We start from the raw sequence: 20,169 nt of genomic DNA on the forward strand, positions 1-20,169 counted from the left end.
TGGCTAATTATCCCCATCCAAGTTACGGAAGCCAATCCCGACAGGCACGCCAACGTTGTCGATCAGCCGCACCCCACCAAAAGTTGCTGCCACCAGCAAGCGCGCATCGCCTTCCTGTGGTGCCGGGCCAAAATCGCGGGCACGCAGTTCCAGATAATCCGGCTGCACCCCAGCGGCATCCAACACATCCTGCGCGGTTTCGAGCACGACTTGTGCTCCCCGTTCCGCCACATGCGCCCCGGCAGTCAGCGCCGCCGATAGCGCCACAGCTTTTTCTCTGTGCTCCACAGGAATTTCGGTATTACGCAAGCTCATCGCCAAGCCGTCCGGCATGCGCACCGTCGGCACACCCTGCACTTTTACTGCCAGGTGCAGGTCAGTTATTGCCTGCTGCAGACGCAACAAAAATTCATAATCTTTTTCCCCCGCAATGATGCTGTCTGGGGCTACGGCATGCAGCAAGCTCAAATGCACAGTCAAGGCCTCGGCCAATGCGGCGCTATCTTCGAGCCCTTCCGGCGGAGTGATCTGTGTGCGCAGCCCCTGCGGCCAAAGACTATTTTTTTCACCAGGCTCCCGGGTGTACGGGACGACGGCGTCAACGCCAGCTTCGCGCAAAACATCCATGAGCTCAGGGTTCAGCTGCTGGGATGGCGCTCCTTGGTTTGTTGCGTGCGCCTGCGCGTCGGGGGCAGCGTCAACAGCACCAGTGGTCGTTTCAACAGCACCAGGGGCAACGTCAACCGTCTCGGCAGTGTCGCCAGCGGCACCATGAGGCAGCTCAACTGCCGCCACCACAACACCCAGTTGCTGCGCGGTACGCAACAACATCCGGTGTCCCGCGTGAATGTCTTGGCCCAACACCACCAGGTGGAGAGATTTCCCAGTTTTCTGCATGACACGCGAAAACCTCGCGATATCCGCGAGGTGAAAGTGCGTAGCTTGCCCGAAAGCAAAACTCATAACTGATCTACCTGTCGTTTGTTCCTTGCCGAGATTAATTTTTCGCCAAGGCTAGTTCTTACCCGGCCTCTTCTTGCCCAGGCTATTTCTTATCCGGCCTATTTCGTAGAGCGCTTGAGCAATTCAGCCACAGAAATACCTCCGGTGTTTTCGTCCCGGCGGCGACGGCGCGTGCGCGATTCGTCATCGTTGCGCTGCTCGTTAGCCGCCACCTGGGGCTGCTGTGGTGCGGCGTGTGAACCGGCGCCTTGTTTGTTGGAATCGTCCCGCACAGTGGTAGTTCGCGCGGTGTTAGTCAATGCAGTGGTAGTACGCGCGCTAGTAGCCGCGGACTGCTCCCGCTCGGATTTCGCTGCCGACGTTCTCTGACTGGTGCTCTGACTTGCGCTCTCCTTGCGTTCTTCCCCGACCGAATCCCAGCGCACCGCGTGGAAGCGAGAGGTATCGAAAACCGGATCTGAGGTACGCGCAGCGTCGTGCTGCTTGGCTGCACTGCGCTTCGGCTCCGCCGCTACACTCGCAGCTTTCCCTGCACTTGCTTGCGGCTTCGCAGCTGGCTTGTGTTTTTCTGTCTGCTGGTCCGCCGGATTATGTGCCGGTTTAGATGCTTGCTTCGCAGTCTTCTGGCGGGCCTGCTGCTGGCGTTTTTCCTGCTCCCGCTCACTAATCAGAGCAGACAACGGGTTCGGCTGCGGCTGGCTCGGCTGGCTCCCCAGCTTTCCGGCAATAGCGTCCTGGCTCGGAACACCAGAACCAGATGCGAAGCCAACCCCACCGTTGTATTGGCCACCAGGCTGCTGGTAGGAAAACGCAGAACTAGCAAACTCAGAACCAGCAAATTCAGAGCCAGCCCGGTCAGTCTGCTGTTCCAACTCCCGGATCCGGCGCGCCTCTGCCTGCAGTGCAGCGGGCTCATAACCGAACTCGCGCTCCTGCAGCTCTTCCAGGTGCGTGCGAATCACCGTCAGCTCGGCGCGGATAGACGCCCACATTTCCTCAAAACGCTCAGCATCAACCCCGGTGCTGCCGTCGGCACGCGTTTGCTGCGCCGGAAGACCAGAAACTGCGCCTTCTGCCGATTCCTGCTGTTGGCGCATAAAGCGCTCATGATCTGCCACGCGCTGCTCAGCAGATTGCGCCTGCCGACGGTAACGCGTAACCAGGAAAAACCCAATGACTGCAGACCACAACGACGCCAACAGCGCCAGACGCAGCGCCACCTCGGAATTCGACAGCAGCATAACGACGGTCGCGATGACCGCCAGCACAATCAGCACGATCACGCCCGCTTGGCCACGATCAACCTGACTAGGTCCACTATGAGCGGTGTTCGACGAGTTCTCCTGCTCCATGGGGTTCACTTTAGCTAAAAACTTGCTTTCGGTGGCATCGGGGTTTGGCAGGCACGCTCCAGATAGGCCCCGGCTGCAGCTAACGCCAGACCGCCCAAGGCCGCGGCAACCACCACCGGTAAATCCTCACTTGCGGCGAGCAATTCCCCAGATTTTGGGATCACATAACTCGCAATTCCGGCATAGCCCCCACCCAGAATCGCGCCGGTCCAGGCCGAAGCCTGCCCGAAAACTAAGTAACGCGCGGCAGTGAGCGGATCAAGTTGGCTGCGGTCCAGGCCAATGCCGTGGTCGTCCCGGGATTTCGACACCCGACGGCCCAGCATCACGCACACCAAAACCATCGCCCACAACGACACCGCAACTAACAGTGGCACCGCGGGCAGGCGACCATACAGTTGCCAGGCGACAATCGCGGTACAGGCAGCCGCGAATCCCCCGCTCGCTACTAGCCATGGAATCGAGGTGGTTTTCATAGCCCGATCACCGGAATGCCTCGCCACGGGTAATGCCGGCTTTGTCTTCGTCGGCAAGCTGCTCCACCAGTTCCGCTACCCGACGACCTCCCAGCACAGCGTCCGGATCAATCTCGAGCCAGGGTTGCAGCACAAAGGCACGCTGATGAGCGTACGGGTGCGGCAAGCGCAATTCCTCGGTATCGCTGGTGATGTGCGTGGTTTCTGTGGCAGCCGACGCAGCACCTTCCCACGCGGCAATAATATCGACGTCCAGGGTGCGCGGCCCCCACTTTTGCACCCGCACTCGACCGCCCGCATTTTCCAATTTCTGGCCGCAGTGCAATAACTCCAGCGGCGTTTGGTCGACCTGGACCAACAAAATGGCATTCAGGAAATCCGGCTGGTCTGTTACTCCCCAAGCCGGGGTGCGATAAATCGACGAGGCCGCGAGTAACTGCCCTTGCTCAGCGAAGTCACGGTAGACAGAATCCAACAGCTCGCGAGAATCCGCCATGTTGGAACCAATAGATAATACTGCGGTAATGCTCATCGGCGCTTCCTTGCTACTACGGCAACATCCCGGAACGGCAGCGGAATCGGGGCATCCGGCTTGTGCACGGTAACCTCGATGGCTGCGAGCTGTTCATAATCAGCTAATGCCTGGTTCGCGATGCGATAAGCAACTGTTTCGATCAAGTCTTCCGGCTCCCCGGTAACAATATCGTGTGCCAGCTGCGCCAAGTCTGCGTAATTGACGGTATCGTCCAGCTGCGTGGCCTGGGAAAAATCCAACCAGCACGTCAAATCCACAAAAAAAGTTTGCCCGTGCCGACGCTCTTCTTCCAGCACGCCGTGGTAGCCGTAGCATTCCACGCCTTTCAGTTCGATCCGGTCCATCCCAGTGCTACCTTCCCGTTTTGCTGCTCGCTGGTCGTTTACTTTTCTGGCGGTTTTACTTTTCGGTGTTTTGCTCTTTGGCGGTTTTTACTTTTGGCAGTTCTGCTTATCTAGGTTTTTCTGGCCACCAGTCTGCCAGGCATAGGCCACGTCGACGGAATCCCGCGATACCGCAACCTCGTGCACACGCACAGCCCATGCCCCGGCCTGCGCCGAAAGTGCAGTCACAGCGGCTGTGGCTGGATCCGCCAGCTGCGGACCAGATTCCAGCCCGCGCGCCCCACGAATAGCAGCGAGGAAGCGCTTACGCGAAGCCCCCACCAGAATGGGGAACCGCCCGTCGGTAAAACTGCGCAGCGAGTGCAGCAGCGCCCAGTTGTCTTCGGCGGATTTCGCGAACCCCAACCCTGGGTCCAGCGCAATATTGTGCTCCGCTACCCCGGCTTCCAGGGCATTGTCGACAAGCTGATCCAGGCTCGAGTGCACGTCCGCGACCACGTCACCGTCGTGCTCGCCACTGGCATCACCAAATTGCAGTGTTTGCCAATGCATCAGGCACACCGGCAACCCAGATTCCGCCATAACGCGGTACATGTGCGGGTCCGCCATGCCACCGGAAACATCGTTGATCATGGATACGCCTGCCTCCACGGCCGCTTCTGCGGTGACTGCGCGCATGGTATCGATCGAGGTCACAATACCCGCGGCAGCCAGTTCCCGAATCACCGGGGTAATGCGTTGTCTTTCTTGCTCCGGATCTACCCGCGTGGCCCCTGGGCGCGTGGATTCTCCCCCCACATCAATAATGTCAGCGCCCTGGTGAATCAGCCGGTGAGCATGTTCGACGGCGCGGTCGACAGTGTTGTACTGCCCGCCATCAGAAAAGGAATCATCAGTGACATTCACAATGCCCATGATTTGGCAGCGAGCCCGGCGACCAACTTCTTGATTATTCGGCAGCACCAACGCCGGCGGGCGGATCGGCGAAGGCTGGGCCAGATGTTGCGGGGTCTCCGGGGTATTCATATTCGCCGTTTAACTCCTAATAAGACTCATCACTTCTGCGCGCGACGATGCGTTCACACGGAAGCCGCCGCGTACCGCCGAAGTTGTGGTCACTGCACCGGGCTTACGAATCCCGCGCATCGCCATGCAGAGGTGTTCACATTCAATGACGACAATGACAGATTGCGCCTGCAGTTTTTCCATCAACGCATCAGCGATTTGGCTGGTCAAGCGTTCTTGTACCTGCGGGCGCTTCGCATATAAATCCGCCAGGCGCGCAAGCTTGGACAAGCCGGTGACATCACCGTTACGCCCAGGGATATAGCCAATGTGCACGGTGCCGAAAAACGGCACAAGATGGTGTTCGCAGGTGGAATAGATCGGAATATCGCGCACCAACACTAGTTCTTGGTGATCCTCCGAGAACGTCCGTTCCAACACAGAAGTTGGGTCTTCGTGCAGGCCAGCGAAGGATTCCTTATAAGCGCGGGCGACACGAGCCGGAGTATCGCGCAAGCCTTCGCGGTCGGGATCTTCACCAACTGCAATTAACAACTCGCGCACGGCGGCTTCTGCGCGTTCTTGATCAAAATTGCCGGAGGCGCCGGTGGTTTCAGCGTTAGTCATCGTAGTGGTCCCCGTTGTGTTGATTTTCCTTACGCGCCTCGGTGCCGCGTGAGGTCTCGCTCTGTTCGGCTTTCCGGTGCTTTCCGCTCTGCTCGGAATCCTCTGACTCCGTGTTGGACTCTGCCTTCTGCTCCGGCGCTTCCGCCTGCTTTTCGGTTTGCTTATCCGCTGCAGCTTCTAGCTCCTCGAGCGCCTGGAGTTCTTCCAGCTTCGGCAAGCCGGTCACACCCACGGCGTTGTTTTCGCCAAAGATCAAACCGATTTCGCCTTCTTCAACAGAATGCTCACCAGCCCCCGCGCCTGCACCGGTGGCGTTGCCACCTTTTTGCGCTTGCGCTTGTGCTTGCTGTCGACGCTGACGAGCCAGCAGCGAAGCCTCCAACAAAGACAAGCGCTTCGGCGGTTCCTCGCCACGCTCTTTTGCTAATTCCGCTGGGGTTTTCACCGGCTCGAAACCAGCCTGCTGCGGGAAGCGCACGTCGGTATCGAAGATGTCGACCCGCTGCGGGTCGATGCCGTCGAAAATGGCTTCCAGGTCCGGCCGACGCAAAGTTTCTTTTTCCAGCAGTTGCAACGCGAGCTTATCCAGGTAGCCGCGGTGCTCAGACAAAATCGAATAAGCCTTACGGTGCGCGTTATCCAGCAGGAATTGCAGCTCCTGGTCGATGGTCTGCGCGACCTGCTCGGAATAGCCCGAGGTGCCACCGCCACCACGCCCCGAAAACGGATCGCCTTGTTCTTCGCCATATTTCACTGTGCCCAGCGCCGGCGAGAAACCATATTCGGTGATCATGGCGCGGGCGATCTTGGTTGCTTGTTCAATATCGCTGGATGCGCCCGTCGTCGGGGTGCCGAACACCAGCTCTTCCGCTGCGCGTCCGCCCATGGCGAAAACCAAGCGCGCGAACATTTCTTCGCGGTTGTACATGCCCTTGTCGTCTTCTTGCGCGGTCATCGCGTGCCCACCAGTGCGCCCACGTGCCAAGATGGTCACCTTGTACACGCGCTCAATATCGCGCAACGCCCAAGCAGCCAAGGTATGACCACCTTCGTGGTAAGCAGTGACCTTCTTTTCATGTTCGGAAATAACCTTGGAGGAACGACGCGGCCCACCCACCACGCGATCGGTGGCTTCTTCCAAAGCATCGGCAGTAATCACGTTGCCGCCGATACGCGCGGTCAGCAGCGCTGCCTCGTTAAGCACGTTCGCCAAATCTGCACCAGACATGCCCGCGGTACGCTTGGCCAACTGCGTCACGTCGACGTGCTTAGCCAACGGTTTGCCTTCAGAGTGCACACGCAGGATCGCCTCGCGTCCCTTCAAATCCGGCGGGGTTACCGGAATCTGCCGGTCGAAACGGCCCGGGCGCAACAAGGCCGGGTCCAGAATATCCGGACGGTTAGTCGCAGCGATCAAAATCACGCCTTCGCGGTCGCCGAAACCATCCATCTCCACCAACATCTGGTTCAACGTTTGCTCACGCTCATCGTGCCCGCCGCCGGTGCCAGAACCACGCTGGCGTCCCACTGCGTCAATCTCGTCAATAAAGATGATGCACGGCGAATTTTCTTTCGCAGTTTTGAACAAATCGCGCACGCGGGAAGCACCCACGCCGACGAACATTTCCACGAAATCCGAACCCGAAATCGTATAAAACGGCACCCCGGCCTCACCGGCAACAGCCCGTGCCAGCAAGGTTTTACCGGTGCCCGGCGGGCCATACAGCAGCACGCCGCGCGGGATCTTCGCCCCCAGTTCGTGGTAGCGGGTGGGGTCTTCCAAGAAATCCTTGATCTCGTGCAACTCGTCGACGGCTTCGTCGGCACCCGCCACATCCTGGAAAGTGTTGGTGGGCATATCTTTGGTGAGCTCTTTGGCCTTGTTGCCGCCAATGCCCAACATGCTGCCTTTTTGCATGCGTGTGAGGAAGAAAAACAGCAGACCAAACAGCAGCAGCATCGGCAGCATGAACGAAAGCATGCTCATCAAGAAGCTGTCGCTGGTGACGTTCGTGTCGTATTCGTCGACTTTGCCGTCTTGCACCGCGCCAAAAACCTCAGGGGCCGAACGTGCTGGGTACTGGGCAATGACGGAATCGACACCTTCTTGCTCGTCCACAGTGATCGGCTCGCGCAGCTCCAGGCGCAGCGTTTGCTCACGGTCGTCGATCTGTGCCTTCTCGACGTTTTCGTCCTGCAGCTGCTCCAGCGCAAGCGAAGTCTCCACATCGAGGAAGTGACGGGTATCGTCGCTCAGCCGAGTAACGGTGAACAACAGCATCAAAAGCACGGCCGCGCCGGCTCCGATTTGAATAATGCGTTTGTTTTTCATGAATCCTATTTACGAGCAGTACACAATGACAATGGTGTGCCAGGTGCGATTACGACGAATAAACGTCCGGGTGCAGCGTGCCAACATAAGGCAAGTCGCGGTAGCTTTCCGCGTAATCCAGTCCGTAACCGATGACAAATTCGTTCGGGATGTCGAAACCCACGTCGTACAGATCCAACTTCGCGGTGACGACCTCCGGCTTGCGCAACAGAGTGATCACGTTCAGCGACTTCGGGTTCCGGTTACGCAGGTTGCGCACCAGCCAGGACAGCGTCAAGCCAGAATCGATGATGTCCTCGACGATCAACACGTCCTTGCCTTCAATGTCGCGATCCAGATCTTTCAAGATCCGCACCACGCCAGACGACGTCGTCGAGTTGCCGTAGGAGGACACTGCCATAAATTCCATCTCACTCGGGATGGAAAGCTCACGGGCGAAATCGGTCAAAAACACCGCTGCACCCTTCAACACGCACACCAGCAGCAAATCGTTGCCCGCGTAGTCTTTGGACACCTTGTCCGCCAGTGCCTTGATGCGTTGTTTGATTTCTTCTTCGCTGATCAGCACCGATTCAACATCGCGGCCGTAGCGATTTTCCGGGACGTCGTAGAATTTATCGTCGACGGATTTTTCCACCGTGGTGTGAGTGTGATCTGCCATGGTTGGCCTTTCGGTGAGGCTGTGCGGTTGAGCGTGTTAAGCGCCTAGCGCGGGAAGCGCTGCGGCTTTCATGAAGTTGTTGTATCACGTACTGCTTGTCGACGGCTGGCTGTCGTCGCCAAGCGAGCTGTGTAATAGCACCAGTTTGCCAGCTTGGCGTGCCAGTTCCAACCCGTTGCCAACAGAAACAGCACCTTGCCCATGCCAGTCATGGATGAACGCAATACTAGCCTCTAATGTGCTCGCGCTGACTCGCGCCCCATGCCGCTGCAAAAACTTCGCGATAGCCCGGCGCGCCAGTGGTGGAGGGCCTAGCTCGGCGATTTCCAGAGCCGGCGGTTGCTGCGTGGCTGGCTCCGTGGAGGGCTTAGTGGCCGGCTGCGTGGAGGGCTCAGCTGGTTGCGTAGCTGGCTCAGTGCATTGCTCTGTGGCAGCCGTTGCACGTTCGAGCTTCGGCGTAAGTGTGTGCAAGTAGTCGTCATCTTCCCGCAACAACTCGGCTGCGCGCACCAACGGAGCCGTGGCATCGCCGCCGATAATCTGATCCAACAACGGAAGCACTTGCCGACGAATAGCGACGCGACGAAAAGCCTCGTCAGTGTTGTGCGGATCATTCCACGCAGCAACCCCGAGTTCCCGGCACGCACCAACCGTGTGGACACGGCGGATCCCCAGCAGCGGGCGCAGCAACGTGTGCCCTTGATAATCAGACACCTCCCCCATTGCGCTAGCCTTGCCACGCAGCAAGCCGAGCAGCAATGTTTCTGCTTGGTCATCGCCAGTATGCGCCAGCAAAATTGGGCGGTCGCCTGCGAGATCGCCCAAAGCCTGATAGCGAGCATGACGTGCGGCGGCTTCCAACGGTTCGCCGACCACGCGCACAGAAACCACTTGCCCGCTCAGACCCCACTGACCAACCTGGCCAATGGCGCCTTCGCTGACCGCGCGGGAGCCGTCCTGCAAACCGTGATCAATACTCACGACGTGTGCCGGGAGTTTTTCAGCCGCCGCGGCGGCCGCTAAAGCCAGCGAATCGGGGCCGCCGCTGACTGCGATGACAAATTCGACGCCCCCATGCTCGTCCGCCCAGCGCTCGTCCGTGCCGTGTTTATCCGCCCAGTGTTTGTTTCCCCCGTGCTCGTCCCTCCAGCGCTGAACAGCGCCCCGCAGCGCAGTGCGCACCTGCAGAAAATGCGGAGACCGCCTGGGCCAAAAAGGCGCAACTCTGCCATCCAATCTTGCGCCGTCGTCCGAACCTGTGGCGTGGTCCAGTCTTGCACGGTCGCCCAGTCCTGTGCCGTCGTGCGATCGTGTGCCGTCGTCACGCATATTCTCCCCCCCCACCTAATGCTCACGCAAAGCAGAAACGAATTCATCCAATTGCGCCCGAGCAGGCAAAATGGGGGCATCATTCACCAACAAACTGTAGGCATAAGTATGCCCAGACTTTCCTGTGACAATACCCACCAGCGCCGAAGTATCAGTCAAAGTGCCGGTTTTTGCCCGCGCATAACCACGTGCAGAAAGCTCAGCGTAACGATCGTCCAGCGTGCCATCACCACCAGCGACGGGAAGCAAATCCAACAAACTACGTAAATCCCCAACGCTTCCAGAATCCGCCGCTGCAGCGTCGGTAGTAAATGCAGCGTCGGTAGTTTCGGCCACATCCGCACCCGAACCACGGGCCGCCACCTGCAAACACTGCAGCAACGTCGCCGGGGTCAAGCGATTATCCGAAGACAAACCAGAATTATCCCGCAGAGCTGCACCTGTGACATCCACGCCAATTTCACTCAAAACCTGCAAAGTAGCAGAGGTAGCATCCGCAAACGTCGCCGGTTGTTTACCACGAGCAATGGCTATTTCGCGGCCGATGGCCTCTGCCATGACGTTATCGGAGTGCTTAATCATCAACTCCAGCCGCTCGCGCAAGATCGGTGATTTCATCACGGCAACCTCCGGCATCGACGGCGCGCCGTCGTGAATGCCCACCTGGGTTGCCCCAACCCGATCCGCCAACGCCTGGGCAACGTCAAACGCCGGGGAGGTTGAACGCGGCACGTCACCGGTAGTCGCCCCAATGCGTGCTCCATGCAACATGGCTGGTTCCATCGGGGCAATATAACCTTCGGCAACATTCGCCGGATCCCAACCCTCCGCCTGCGTGGGCCCATCCCACAAACTGGTGTCGATCTCCACGGAATCGGCCTGGCCAATCACCGCCGCAGCGGCATCCAAATCAGCATCATCCAGCCACACATCACCGGCAGCACGAATCACCACGCGCCCGCCGTCCTGCTCAATCACCGTGTGCAGGCGCTTATCCAGGTCCATAGTGGCCAACGCAGCAGTCGCGGTGAGTACCTTCGTAGACGAAGCAGGCACAAACTGCTGCTGTGCATTGTGCTCATAAACCAAGTGCTGGCTGTTTAAATCAAACACGGACGCGCCCACCGAACCAGCAATCGCCGGTGGCTGAAAACCAGCGGCAGGGCTGGCGTTGCCGTTGGCGTCGGCAAGCGCAGGGTCAACGGGCGTAACCGGCAGCTCCGCAGGGGCGAGCTCATAGGCCGGCGCAGATTCCACCTCGCTATAAGCCTGGTGGTAAGCCACACCGACCGTCGCCGTAGCAGCAACAACAACGACGGCGACTACTACCGATACCCACCAGAAAACTTTCATGGCGTTCGATTCTAGCGCGGATACCGCACGACACCCGCCCGGCTGGCCAAGGCAGGTAAACTGTGCAAACGACTGCAATCACTGACCCCGCCAGCTGGCAAGCACGCCGGCTGCAGAAGTGATTGAAGATGACCGTTGAATTCTCACTAACTCGCACCAGGAAAGGTGGATGCAATGAGCGTTGAAGTAACCATTGAAATCCCACGCGGTTCCCGCAACAAATACGAGATCGACCACGAATCAGGCAAGGTCTACCTGGACCGCTACCTGTTCACCCCAATGGCCTACCCGGCTGACTACGGCTTCATCGACCACACCCTCGGCGAAGACGGCGACCCGTTGGATGCGCTGGTCATCCTGCCAGAGCCAGTGTTCCCGGGCGTGGTTGTGGAATCGCGCATCGTCGGCGTATTCAAGATGACCGACGAAGCCGGTGGCGACGACAAACTGCTGGCCGTGGTCGACGACCCACGTTGGGCGCACATCCAGGACATTGACGACGTCGACCAGCACACCAAGGACGAGATCGAGCACTTCTTCACCCGTTACAAGGACCTGGAGCCAAACAAGGAAGTCACCGGTTCCGGTTGGGGCGACAAGGCTGAGGCAGAAAAGATCCACGCTGAGGCGCTGGAGCGTTACAAGGGCTAGGTTGTAGCTTGTTGTAGCCAGCATGGGGTGGTGCGAGCCGCGCGTGAGCGTGCTTCGGGGGGGGCGTGTGGGGTGCGGCTCGTGCGTTTCGTGCGGCCTGATTCGTGAGTTTGGTGCATTTTTACAAATAGGCCGCGAAAATCGGAGGTTTCAGGCCCACTATTTGTAAAAATGCACCAAAAACACAAATTCACAAGCTTTCGGGGGAATACGAGTGCACATTTTTCGGGGGAGGAATGCCGGCCAAAAAGCGGCACGGCACGGCGCGATCCGCATCGCCAACGGGCTTTACTTGTCTGGCAAGCCCACGCCGGAACAACTCGCGCGCATCATGAGCGAACAGTGGCCGGACTGCGCACTCGACGGCACGTCGGCTGCCTGCAAACACCTCGACCAACCGTTGAGTTTCCCGTTGGAGTTCCTGCGTGAATCGTCGCTGCCCGCAAGCAGCTATTTTAGGTCTCGACGCGCCCTCCCGAAAGGTGCGCTCACCTGGGACGGCGTCAATATTTGCAACCCTTTACAAGCCGTGGAAGCAATGCCGCATGACGACGCCGTCGCCTTCCTGGAAGCCTTTTACTCCGGCAAGGACGGGCGCCGGAGATTGCACGCGCACAAACAGGAATTCCGGCGTTTCCCGCACCAAGTCAAACGCGCTCTCGATGACGCTATTATCGGCACCGATAGCGTGCCGGAACGTCAACTCACTCGCGCCCTAGAGCAGCATTTCACAGTCCGAAATAACGTAAAGATCGGCCCTTACCACTGGGATCTGGTACTCGAGGACTACAAAATCGCCATCGAAGTCGACGGCTTTGCCTATCACCATGCGGAAAACCGTCGCCAGTTTGAGTTGGACCGCCACAAACTCAACGATGCCGTCCATCGCGGATGGACGCCGCTGCATTACACTGCGACGACAATTAGCCATTACCCGAAGTTCGTGGCGGAACACGTGCGAGCCATTGCCAAACGCAAGCGCCCGTTTGCGCGCCCACCATGGTTATGGCATCGGTTGTGGGACTGAGCCGACGCGGGCTCGAACACTGCCAGACCACCCGCGGTGCCCGCCACGTGCACCGCCATACCACCCGCAGTGGCAACCGTCCGCACCACCAATCCGCGCCCGGTACCTGCGCCCGGCGGTAACCGCACGGTTACACCGCGAGAGCAAGCTTTTCGCACTAGGCTGGTGTCATGAGCAACGAAGCCAACACGCAAGAAGTAACTGTCAACGAAGTTTCTGTGCACGAGGTTCCCGCCAACGCGCAATTTATCGATGTGCGCGAACGCGACGAGTACGCCGCGGGGCATGCCATCGGCACGGTGAACTTTCCTTTGAGCGAGTTCGCAGAGTACGCCAGCCAGATCAACACTGACCAGGATGTCTACATCATTTGTAAGTCCGGTGGCCGTTCTGCCAAGGCCTGCGAATACCTAACGCAGGCAACCGGTGCCACCACGTTTAGCGTTGCCGGGGGCACGATGGCATGGAAGGACGCTGAGCTTCCGATGGAGCGCTAATTTTTAGCGCTAGTCCCCGATTTGATCGCGGCCGCGTTGAACGATCAGCGGGTCTGGTTCGCCGACCACGTCGTGGTCTTTGTTCGTGTATTCGAATTTGGAGAGCAGATACCGCATGGCGTTGATGCGCCCGCGCTTTTTATCGTTAGATTTTATAGTGATCCAGGGCGATTCTTCGGTGTCTGTGTAGCGGAATTGTTCTTCCTTGGCGTTGGTGTAATCATCCCATTTGTCCAGGGAAGCCAAGTCCATCGGCGACAGTTTCCATTGGCGCACCGGGTCAATTTGCCGGATGGCAAACCGGGTGCGCTGCTCTTTTTTCGTCACCGAGAACCAGAACTTCGTCAGTGAAATTCCGGATCCTAAGATCATGTTTTCCAGCATCGGAACTTCGCGCAGAAATTCGGCATGTTGAGATTCGGTGCAAAAGCCCATGACGCGCTCCACTCCGGAGCGGTTGTACCAAGAGCGGTCGAAAAATACCATCTCGCCGCCGGCTGGGAAGTGTTGGATATAGCGCTGGAAGTACCAGGAGGTGGATTCGCGTGGCGACGGCTTCTCGAGCGCGACGGTGCGTGCGCCGCGGGGGTTGAGGTGCTCGTTGAAGCGTTTGATCGTTCCGCCTTTACCTGCGGCGTCGCGGCCTTCGAAAAGGATGATGTGGCGCTGGCCGGTTTCTTTGGTCCAATTTTGGAATTTCAGCAGTTCGATCTGCAGTGCGCGTTTCGTGCGTTCGTATTCTTCGCGCGTCATGCGCTCGTCATACGGATAGTTTTCCCGCCACGTGTCGACGGGTTCGCCGCTGGGGGTGATCAGTGAGGGATCGTCTTCGTCGGAGTCATCGACGATGTAGCCGTCGGTTTCTGCGAGGTCGATGGTGGGGAGATCGTCTTCAATGTCGGCTGCCATGGTGCCAGTCTAGCCCGCTGTGTGTTTTCTGTCGCAAGTGTTGGGATAAACACTAAGTCTTTACACATTGTTCACTGCAAATTTCTCTGGCATGCAAAAAGCTCCCCCTCCGGATAGGAGAGAGAGCTTAACCCTGGTGGCTATCTAGCCTGTGGGATTACTTAGCCAGCTTCGCCAGGCCCTCGAAGCCTTCAACGATGTTCTTGAAAGCGCCGAAGATGTCCTTGAAGTTAACGGACATCTCAACGAAGTTGGAGGAAGTCTCTACAAGAGTGTTCATGTTTATCTCCTTGGAAGAAATATGAAGTGAAATGAGTGATGGTTAATCACTCACAAGAATTACCGGCAGCTTGGCCGTGAGATGATTACTTAGCAGCTGGAGCGGTCGAGGAGCTGGAGCTCAGTGGCTCAAAGGCACCCTTGATAGCTCCATAGATACCGGTAGCTTCTTTGCCTTCAGCCCGTGGGGTGTAGAAGAATTCCAAGCCCTTGCTGATGTTCTCGAAAGCCTTGAAGAAGGTAACTGCGTTGTTCAGCTGATCCTGAATCATTTCAACGTTCATGAATTTCTCCTCATGAGAATTTCCCCGGCAATCCCAGGGGTGGATGTTCAATTTCCCGACGCCCCAGAGCGTCATGAGAATCATTGTGTCACAGAATGATAAATTGTCAAGCTTCAGATCAGGTTATACGGCCCCCAAAAAAGGTGTTGTACCCATTAGTTTTTCCTTCTCTGCTTATTTGCACAACAACCAGCGACACCTCCACAACGCTAGGAAACGCTAACCAAAACAAAACCCCAGCCCACAGGCCTATTTTATTCAATTTTCAGAAACTTTCCAGCAAGCAACCGCAAGCACTTTACGTTCCAAATCATAAACCCGAGTGCTTTCCGACCAAACGTTAACTTCTTGTGACTTACCCCATTATGGGTGGGGTGGCAGTGACGCACCCCCTAGGATCCAAAAACCCAACCGATATCCAAAACCCAACCGACACGCAAAAACGCCGCTCCCTGGATTCCCCAGGAAACGGCGCCTACGCGATTTCGACTACAACAACACCCCAAAACACAACGTGCCCGGGGTGCGCTAACACCGTTAGCTCGTTGCCAGTCTAAACAGCGACTATTTTGCAGCAGCCTAAACAGCGACTGTTTTACATCATGCCGCCCATGCCACCCATTGGGTCAGCGCCAGCAGCAGCGTCAGCACCTGCTGGTTCTGGCTTGTCCGCAACCACGGCCTCGGTGGTCAAGAACAGGGCTGCGATCGACGCAGCGTTCTGCAGAGCCGAGCGGGTGACCTTGACTGGGTCGTTGATACCAGCAGCCATCAGGTCGACGTATTCGCCGGTAGCGGCGTTCAGACCCTCGCCTGGGTTCAGGCGGGAAACCTTATCCGCTACCACGCCTGGCTCCAGGCCAGAGTTGTAGGCGATCTGCTTCAGTGGCGCAGACAGTGCTTCGCGGACGATCTTGGCGCCAATGGCTTCGTCGCCAGTCAGGTCCAGTGCATCCAATGCGGAAGCGGCCTGCAGCAGGGCGACGCCACCACCAGCAACGATACCTTCGTCGACGGCAGCTTTAGCGTTACGCACAGCATCCTCGATACGGTGCTTACGCTCCTTGAGCTCAACCTCGGTAGCAGCACCGACCTTCAGCACGGCAACGCCGCCGGACAGCTTCGCCAGGCGCTCCTGCAGCTTCTCACGGTCGTAATCGGAATCGGAGTTCTCGATTTCCGCGCGGATCTGCTTAATGCGGCCGTCGATCTGTGCCTGCTCACCAGCACCCTGCACGATGGTGGTCTCGTCCTTGGTGACGACAACCTTGCGTGCGGTACCCAACTGAGCAATGTCGGCAGTCTCCAGGGACAGTCCGACCTCTTCGGAGATAACCTGGCCGCCGGTCAGGATAGCCATGTCCTGCAGGGTGGCCTTGCGACGGTCACCGAAGCCTGGCGCCTTCACAGCCACAGACTTGAAGGTGCCGCGGATCTTGTTGACCACCAGCGTGGACAGAGCCTCACCCTCGACGTCCTCGGCGATGATTAGCAGTGGTTTGTTGGACTGCATGACCTTTTCCAGCAGGCCAACCAATTCCTTAATATTAGAGATCTTGCCAGAAACCAGCAGGATGTATGGGTCTTCCAGTACAGCTTCGCCACGCTCTACGTCGGTAGCGAAGTAACCGGAGATATAGCCCTTATCGAAGCGCATACCTTCGGTGACCTCAAGGTCCACGCCAAAGGTGTTGGATTCTTCGACGGTAATAACGGAATCCTTGTTCACCTGGCCGTTGCCTACGGTGTACATGGCTTCGGCGATCTTTTCGCCGATGGCAGGGTCCGCTGCGGAAATCCCCGCGGTGGTCGCGATCTGCTCCTGGGTTTCTACTTCCTTGGCGGATTCCAGCAGACGTTCCACAACCGCCTTGGTAGCGGTTTCGATGCCGCGCTTGATTCCCATTGGGTTGGAACCAGCAGCAACGTTACGCAGGCCTTCTTTCACCAGCGACTGCGCCAACACTGTAGCGGTGGTCGTGCCGTCACCGGCGACGTCGTCAGTCTTCTTGGCTACTTCCTTGACCAGCTCTGCGCCGATCTTTTCATAAGGTTCATCCAGCTCAATTTCGCGAGCGATCGAGACACCATCGTTGGTGATCGTCGGCGCGCCCCAGGACTTTTCCAAAACGACGTTGCGTCCCTTTGGTCCAAGGGTGACCTTGACGGCGTCGGCCAGGGTGTTCAGGCCGCGCTCTAGGCCACGGCGTGCTTCTTCGTCAAAAGCGATCTGCTTTGCCATGTGTTATGTGCTCCTTTTATTGGTGAAGGACAACACTCACGGTAACGATCACGCCAGGCGCCCGCGACGGCACGAATGGTGTGAGTGTGCACCATTCTCACCTGCGTGATAGGTCTATTAGTAGTGGTTTAGCACTCCACTACCGGAAGTGCTAGCAACCATTCTGGCACTCGGACCTGGCGAGTGCAAGGTTTGCGCTTACCCATGGCTACCTATGACCACGGCTGCCCATGCCGCTGCCGATGCCATTGCCTACGCGGCTGCCGTTCACAGGTTCCTCTCGCACATTTTCTTTTCCCGCATTCACACAGCAATCCCGGAATTCCTGCCCAGAAATTCCTGCTAGGTTAGCGGGCATGAATACAACTAGCACTGAAACTAAGGCTGCTGCACAGGCAAACGAGACCGAAACCGCCCTCGCAGAACATATCCGGGGCCAACGCGCGGAGATCTTTTCGCAGTTGTCCGAAATCATTGCCTTTAATTCCGTGTACTTGCCAGACAATGCGGAATTGAAACAAGAGCACACCAACGCCGGCAACTGGGTCGATGCCGCGCTTGTCGACGCCGGGCTGGAGGTCAGCGCCATCCAAACTGCCGACGGCTCGACCACCTACTTGGCTTCCACCCCAAAAATCGACGGCGCCCCCACCGTTTTGTTGTATTCACATTACGACGTCGTTCTGGCCGGTGACCCGGCCGAATGGACTGCAGATCCGTTCACCCTCACTGAGCGCGACGGCCGCTGGTATGCCCGTGGCGCCGCCGATTGCAAGGGCTCGTTAGCCATGCATTTGGCCGGACTGCGCGCAGTCGACGACACCGTGGGACTGAAAAACCTGGGCATCAACCTGCGGGTGTTAGTGGAAGGCTCAGAAGAACAAGGCGGCGAAGGCCTAGACAAGCTGATCAAGCAGCGCCCGGAGCTGTTCCAAGCTGATGTCATGCTCATCGCCGATGGTGGCAACGTCGCCGCCGGTACCCCGACCATCACCACTGCACTGCGCGGAGGTGCACAGCTGAAGGTAGCCGTCGACACACTGCGCGCCCCGGTGCATTCCGGTTTGTTCGGTGGCGTGGCTCCCGACGCCACCTTGGCTCTGATGCGCGCGCTGAATTCGCTTTTCGACGACAACGGCCACACCGTCATCCGTGGTTTCGAACCAACCGAGGATGCAAAGTGGTACTGGGAAGGCGCTAGCTACGACGCAGGCACCTTCCGTTCTGATGCGGGCGTGCTCGACGGCGTCGGCCTGCACGGCCAAGGTACGGACGAAGAAATCGCAGCCCAGCTGTGGGCTCGACCAGCCGCGACGGTCACCGCGTTCAGCTCACGCCCCACCAGCGACGTCGTCAATGCTGTTACCCACCACGCCGAAGCCGTGGTGAATCTGCGCGTGCCATTCCACCTGGATACCCAGGGCGTCGTCGAGGCTGCCGCCCAGCAGATCCGCGATGCGGTGCCTTTCGACGCCCAGATTGAGGTCACGGCAGAAGACGTCTTCAGCCCGTTTTCCACCAGCACGGAATCCGAGGCCTTCGAGACTTTCCAAGCCGCCATGGCTACTGCTTTTGGTGCAGAGGTGCGCAATACCGGCAACGGTGCATCGATTCCGCTGACCACTGCTTTGGCCGAGGCCAACCCAGATGCCGATATCGCCGTCTACGGCCTGTGCGAGCCGCAAACCACCATCCATTCGCCAGATGAGTCCGTGGACCCGGAAGAAATCATTCGCCTGGCTACCACGGAAGCGCTGTTTATCACCCGCTTCAGCGCACAAGCACAAGCACAAGCACGGGCGCAGGAACAGGCTCAGGAACAAGCACAGGAATCAGCGCAAAATTAAACAAAAAGATCACAAGGATTACATCGTGTCCAGTTACCACGACCCTTCGAACCCAAATCACGACCACCTGGAGCACGCTTTGCGCCATCACATTGGTGGCCAACGGCAACGCATCTTCGGTGACCTCGCTCAGCTGTGTGCGATCCCTTCCCTCGCACTCAATGACGACCACGCCAAAGACATGGCTCGCTCGGCCCGGATGATCCGCGATCTCATGGTGGAGCGCGGCCTGGCCACCGAAATCATCACCACCAGCGACGGCTCGCCGGCAGTCGTCGGCAAGCGCGCCGCCAAGAACAATGCCCCGACGGTGCTGTTGTATTGCCACCACGACGTCGTCGATATTTCCACCCCGGAAGAGTGGCAGTCTGATCCGTTCATTCTCACCGAGCGTGACGGGCGCTGGTACGGGCGCGGGTCGGCGGATTGCAAAGGTAACGTGCTGATGCACCTGGCTGCCATCCGCGCGGTTGATGCCACCGGCGGCTGCGATGCCGGCATCATCCTGGTTTGTGAAGGCTCTGAGGAACGCGGCGGGCAGGGGCTGAAAGATCTTGTCGACGACCGCCCGGAGCTTTTCGACGCCGACCTAATCTGCATCGCCGATACTGCCTCTGGCCAAGCTGGCTTGCCGACGCTCACCACCAGCCTGCGTGGCGGTGGGCAGCTGACCGTCACGGTGAACACCCTGGAAGCACCAGTGCATTCCGGGCAATTCGGCGGCGCGGCTCCGGATGCGGTGGCCGCGCTGGTGCGGGTGCTGGCCGCGCTGCATGACGACGACGGGCAAGTCGCCGTCAACGGCTTGGGGCAACATCGTCATTGGGAAGGCAGCCCATATCCGGCCGAAGATGACGCAGCGCGCGATGCCGCTGGTCTGCTCGATGGCGTCGACATGCTGGGCGCTGGTGACGACGAAATGGCGGATCTGGTGTGGGCCCGCCCGGCGGTTACCATCACCGGTTTTAGTTCTACCCCGGTAGAAGAAGCCATCAACGCCGTACCTGCCACTGCCTCGGCGCAGCTCAACCTACGGGTACCGCCAGGGGTTGATACGGCAGACGCCGCAGAAAAGGTCGCGGAACACTTACGCGCGCACATCAGCTGGGGCGCGCACATCGATGTTGATATCACCTCGGCGAATCCATCTTTTGCCGCCGATACCTCCGGCCCTCTGTTTGGGTTGCTCAGCGATTGCATCTCGCAGGCCTACGAGCAAGACACTGAAATGATCGGCACGGGTGGCTCAATCCCGTTGACGGTGAAATTGGCAGAAAAATTCCCGAACGCTGAGTTCGGGCTCTATGGGGTAGCGGAATCGGCTTCGGCTATTCACTCGAGCAACGAATCCGTGGATCCGGAAGAGATTGAACGCTTGGCTTTTGCAGAAGCACTGCTGTTGACGCGTCTCCATTTCCGCTAAGCTTGAAAAAGTCTTTAGCCCACGCGCAATAAC

The 20,169-nt window shown here is 58.3% G+C and carries 20 protein-coding genes; 5 read left to right on the top strand and 15 right to left on the bottom strand.

Going from position 1 to position 20,169, the window contains the following annotated elements:
• Positions 1–3: 3 nt before the first annotated feature.
• The 11 genes from O146_RS0108525 to O146_RS0108575 form a co-directional block, all read right to left on the bottom strand.
• Positions 4–963, bottom strand: coding sequence for a pantoate--beta-alanine ligase (locus O146_RS0108525; RefSeq protein ID WP_027018203.1), 960 nt, complete (start codon positions 961–963; stop codon positions 4–6).
• A 98-nt stretch (positions 964–1,061) separates the two neighbouring features.
• Complete coding sequence (locus tag O146_RS12235; protein WP_051619360.1) at positions 1,062–2,315, bottom strand: DUF6779 domain-containing protein; 1,254 nt, start codon at positions 2,313–2,315, stop codon at positions 1,062–1,064.
• 14 nt (positions 2,316–2,329) lie between these two features.
• Positions 2,330–2,791: a DUF3180 domain-containing protein gene (locus O146_RS0108535; RefSeq protein WP_027018204.1), complete on the bottom strand. Its 462-nt coding sequence runs from the start codon at positions 2,789–2,791 to the stop codon at positions 2,330–2,332.
• Between the two features lie 7 nt (positions 2,792–2,798).
• Positions 2,799–3,317 (bottom strand): 2-amino-4-hydroxy-6-hydroxymethyldihydropteridine diphosphokinase, encoded by a 519-nt coding sequence (gene folK / locus O146_RS0108540; RefSeq protein ID WP_027018205.1) that lies wholly within the window; start codon positions 3,315–3,317, stop codon positions 2,799–2,801.
• A 2-nt stretch (positions 3,318–3,319) separates the two neighbouring features.
• On the bottom strand, positions 3,320–3,670 hold the full coding sequence (folB, locus tag O146_RS0108545; RefSeq protein WP_027018206.1) for a dihydroneopterin aldolase: 351 nt from the start codon (positions 3,668–3,670) through the stop codon (positions 3,320–3,322).
• A gap of 87 nt (positions 3,671–3,757) precedes the next feature.
• Positions 3,758–4,585 (bottom strand): dihydropteroate synthase, encoded by an 828-nt coding sequence (folP, locus tag O146_RS0108550; RefSeq protein ID WP_051619373.1) that lies wholly within the window; start codon positions 4,583–4,585, stop codon positions 3,758–3,760.
• 120 nt (positions 4,586–4,705) lie between these two features.
• Positions 4,706–5,302 carry a GTP cyclohydrolase I FolE gene (folE, locus tag O146_RS0108555; RefSeq protein WP_023018416.1) on the bottom strand — a complete coding sequence of 199 codons (597 nt, stop codon included), beginning with the start codon at positions 5,300–5,302 and terminating at the stop codon, positions 4,706–4,708.
• The gene (gene ftsH / locus O146_RS11700; protein ID WP_035000727.1) at positions 5,295–7,634 is read right to left on the bottom strand and encodes an ATP-dependent zinc metalloprotease FtsH; all 2,340 of its coding nucleotides are present in this window, start codon (positions 7,632–7,634) and stop codon (positions 5,295–5,297) included. The genes folE and ftsH overlap by 8 nt, the downstream gene beginning before the upstream one ends.
• A gap of 49 nt (positions 7,635–7,683) precedes the next feature.
• Positions 7,684–8,295: a hypoxanthine phosphoribosyltransferase gene (gene hpt, locus O146_RS0108565; protein ID WP_021352027.1), complete on the bottom strand. Its 612-nt coding sequence runs from the start codon at positions 8,293–8,295 to the stop codon at positions 7,684–7,686.
• Positions 8,296–8,379: 84 nt separating this feature from the next.
• Positions 8,380–9,477, bottom strand: a complete 1,098-nt coding sequence (gene tilS, locus O146_RS11705; RefSeq protein WP_244266828.1) for a tRNA lysidine(34) synthetase TilS — start codon at positions 9,475–9,477, stop codon at positions 8,380–8,382.
• A 162-nt stretch (positions 9,478–9,639) separates the two neighbouring features.
• Complete coding sequence (locus O146_RS0108575) at positions 9,640–10,977, bottom strand: D-alanyl-D-alanine carboxypeptidase/D-alanyl-D-alanine-endopeptidase (protein WP_021352025.1); 1,338 nt, start codon at positions 10,975–10,977, stop codon at positions 9,640–9,642.
• 174 nt (positions 10,978–11,151) lie between these two features.
• On the opposite strand from O146_RS0108575, the gene O146_RS0108580 reads away from it, so the two are divergent.
• From O146_RS0108580 to O146_RS0108590, 3 genes are all read left to right on the top strand, one after another.
• The gene (locus O146_RS0108580; RefSeq protein ID WP_018120783.1) at positions 11,152–11,628 is read left to right on the top strand and encodes an inorganic diphosphatase; all 477 of its coding nucleotides are present in this window, start codon (positions 11,152–11,154) and stop codon (positions 11,626–11,628) included.
• Between the two features lie 331 nt (positions 11,629–11,959).
• Positions 11,960–12,655, top strand: a complete 696-nt coding sequence (locus O146_RS0108585; RefSeq protein WP_244266829.1) for a hypothetical protein — start codon at positions 11,960–11,962, stop codon at positions 12,653–12,655.
• Between the two features lie 170 nt (positions 12,656–12,825).
• On the top strand, positions 12,826–13,152 hold the full coding sequence (locus tag O146_RS0108590; RefSeq protein ID WP_051619362.1) for a rhodanese-like domain-containing protein: 327 nt from the start codon (positions 12,826–12,828) through the stop codon (positions 13,150–13,152).
• A 9-nt stretch (positions 13,153–13,161) separates the two neighbouring features.
• Here the strand turns inward: O146_RS0108590 and ppk2 are convergent, their stop codons facing one another.
• From ppk2 to groL, 4 genes are all read right to left on the bottom strand, one after another.
• Positions 13,162–14,061 (bottom strand): polyphosphate kinase 2, encoded by a 900-nt coding sequence (ppk2, locus tag O146_RS0108595; protein WP_021352022.1) that lies wholly within the window; start codon positions 14,059–14,061, stop codon positions 13,162–13,164.
• Positions 14,062–14,218: 157 nt separating this feature from the next.
• Positions 14,219–14,341 (bottom strand): hypothetical protein, encoded by a 123-nt coding sequence (locus O146_RS13115; protein WP_023018422.1) that lies wholly within the window; start codon positions 14,339–14,341, stop codon positions 14,219–14,221.
• Between the two features lie 85 nt (positions 14,342–14,426).
• A complete protein-coding gene (locus O146_RS0108605) occupies positions 14,427–14,624 on the bottom strand; it encodes a hypothetical protein (RefSeq protein ID WP_023018423.1) in 198 nt (65 codons plus the stop codon).
• Positions 14,625–15,219: 595 nt separating this feature from the next.
• On the bottom strand, positions 15,220–16,866 hold the full coding sequence (groL, locus tag O146_RS0108610; RefSeq protein ID WP_021352019.1) for a chaperonin GroEL: 1,647 nt from the start codon (positions 16,864–16,866) through the stop codon (positions 15,220–15,222).
• 356 nt (positions 16,867–17,222) lie between these two features.
• Here groL and O146_RS11710 point away from each other — a divergent pair, with 356 nt between their 5' ends.
• On the top strand, positions 17,223–18,713 hold the full coding sequence (locus O146_RS11710; protein WP_051619363.1) for a M20/M25/M40 family metallo-hydrolase: 1,491 nt from the start codon (positions 17,223–17,225) through the stop codon (positions 18,711–18,713).
• A gap of 25 nt (positions 18,714–18,738) precedes the next feature.
• Positions 18,739–20,136 (top strand): M20/M25/M40 family metallo-hydrolase, encoded by a 1,398-nt coding sequence (locus O146_RS0108620; protein ID WP_244266830.1) that lies wholly within the window; start codon positions 18,739–18,741, stop codon positions 20,134–20,136.
• Positions 20,137–20,169: the final 33 nt, after the last annotated feature.

The organism is Corynebacterium pseudodiphtheriticum DSM 44287 (assembly GCF_000688415.1).
In the GTDB taxonomy this organism is placed as follows: Bacteria; Actinomycetota; Actinomycetes; order Mycobacteriales; family Mycobacteriaceae; genus Corynebacterium; species Corynebacterium pseudodiphtheriticum.

Coding starts and splice junctions, on each gene's coding strand:
- O146_RS0108525 (WP_027018203.1), bottom strand. CDS start 963: ATGAGTTTTGCTTTCGGGCAAGCTACGCACTTTCACCTCGCGGATATC.
- O146_RS12235 (WP_051619360.1), bottom strand. CDS start 2,315: ATGGAGCAGGAGAACTCGTCGAACACCGCTCATAGTGGACCTAGTCAG.
- O146_RS0108535 (WP_027018204.1), bottom strand. CDS start 2,791: ATGAAAACCACCTCGATTCCATGGCTAGTAGCGAGCGGGGGATTCGCG.
- folB (WP_027018206.1), bottom strand. CDS start 3,670: ATGGACCGGATCGAACTGAAAGGCGTGGAATGCTACGGCTACCACGGC.
- folP (WP_051619373.1), bottom strand. CDS start 4,585: ATGGGCATTGTGAATGTCACTGATGATTCCTTTTCTGATGGCGGGCAG.
- folE (WP_023018416.1), bottom strand. CDS start 5,302: ATGACTAACGCTGAAACCACCGGCGCCTCCGGCAATTTTGATCAAGAA.
- ftsH (WP_035000727.1), bottom strand. CDS start 7,634: ATGAAAAACAAACGCATTATTCAAATCGGAGCCGGCGCGGCCGTGCTT.
- hpt (WP_021352027.1), bottom strand. CDS start 8,295: ATGGCAGATCACACTCACACCACGGTGGAAAAATCCGTCGACGATAAA.
- O146_RS0108575 (WP_021352025.1), bottom strand. CDS start 10,977: ATGAAAGTTTTCTGGTGGGTATCGGTAGTAGTCGCCGTCGTTGTTGTT.
- O146_RS0108580 (WP_018120783.1), top strand. CDS start 11,152: ATGAGCGTTGAAGTAACCATTGAAATCCCACGCGGTTCCCGCAACAAA.
- O146_RS0108585 (WP_244266829.1), top strand. CDS start 11,960: ATGAGCGAACAGTGGCCGGACTGCGCACTCGACGGCACGTCGGCTGCC.
- O146_RS0108590 (WP_051619362.1), top strand. CDS start 12,826: ATGAGCAACGAAGCCAACACGCAAGAAGTAACTGTCAACGAAGTTTCT.
- ppk2 (WP_021352022.1), bottom strand. CDS start 14,061: ATGGCAGCCGACATTGAAGACGATCTCCCCACCATCGACCTCGCAGAA.
- O146_RS13115 (WP_023018422.1), bottom strand. CDS start 14,341: ATGAACACTCTTGTAGAGACTTCCTCCAACTTCGTTGAGATGTCCGTT.
- O146_RS0108605 (WP_023018423.1), bottom strand. CDS start 14,624: ATGAACGTTGAAATGATTCAGGATCAGCTGAACAACGCAGTTACCTTC.
- groL (WP_021352019.1), bottom strand. CDS start 16,866: ATGGCAAAGCAGATCGCTTTTGACGAAGAAGCACGCCGTGGCCTAGAG.
- O146_RS11710 (WP_051619363.1), top strand. CDS start 17,223: ATGAATACAACTAGCACTGAAACTAAGGCTGCTGCACAGGCAAACGAG.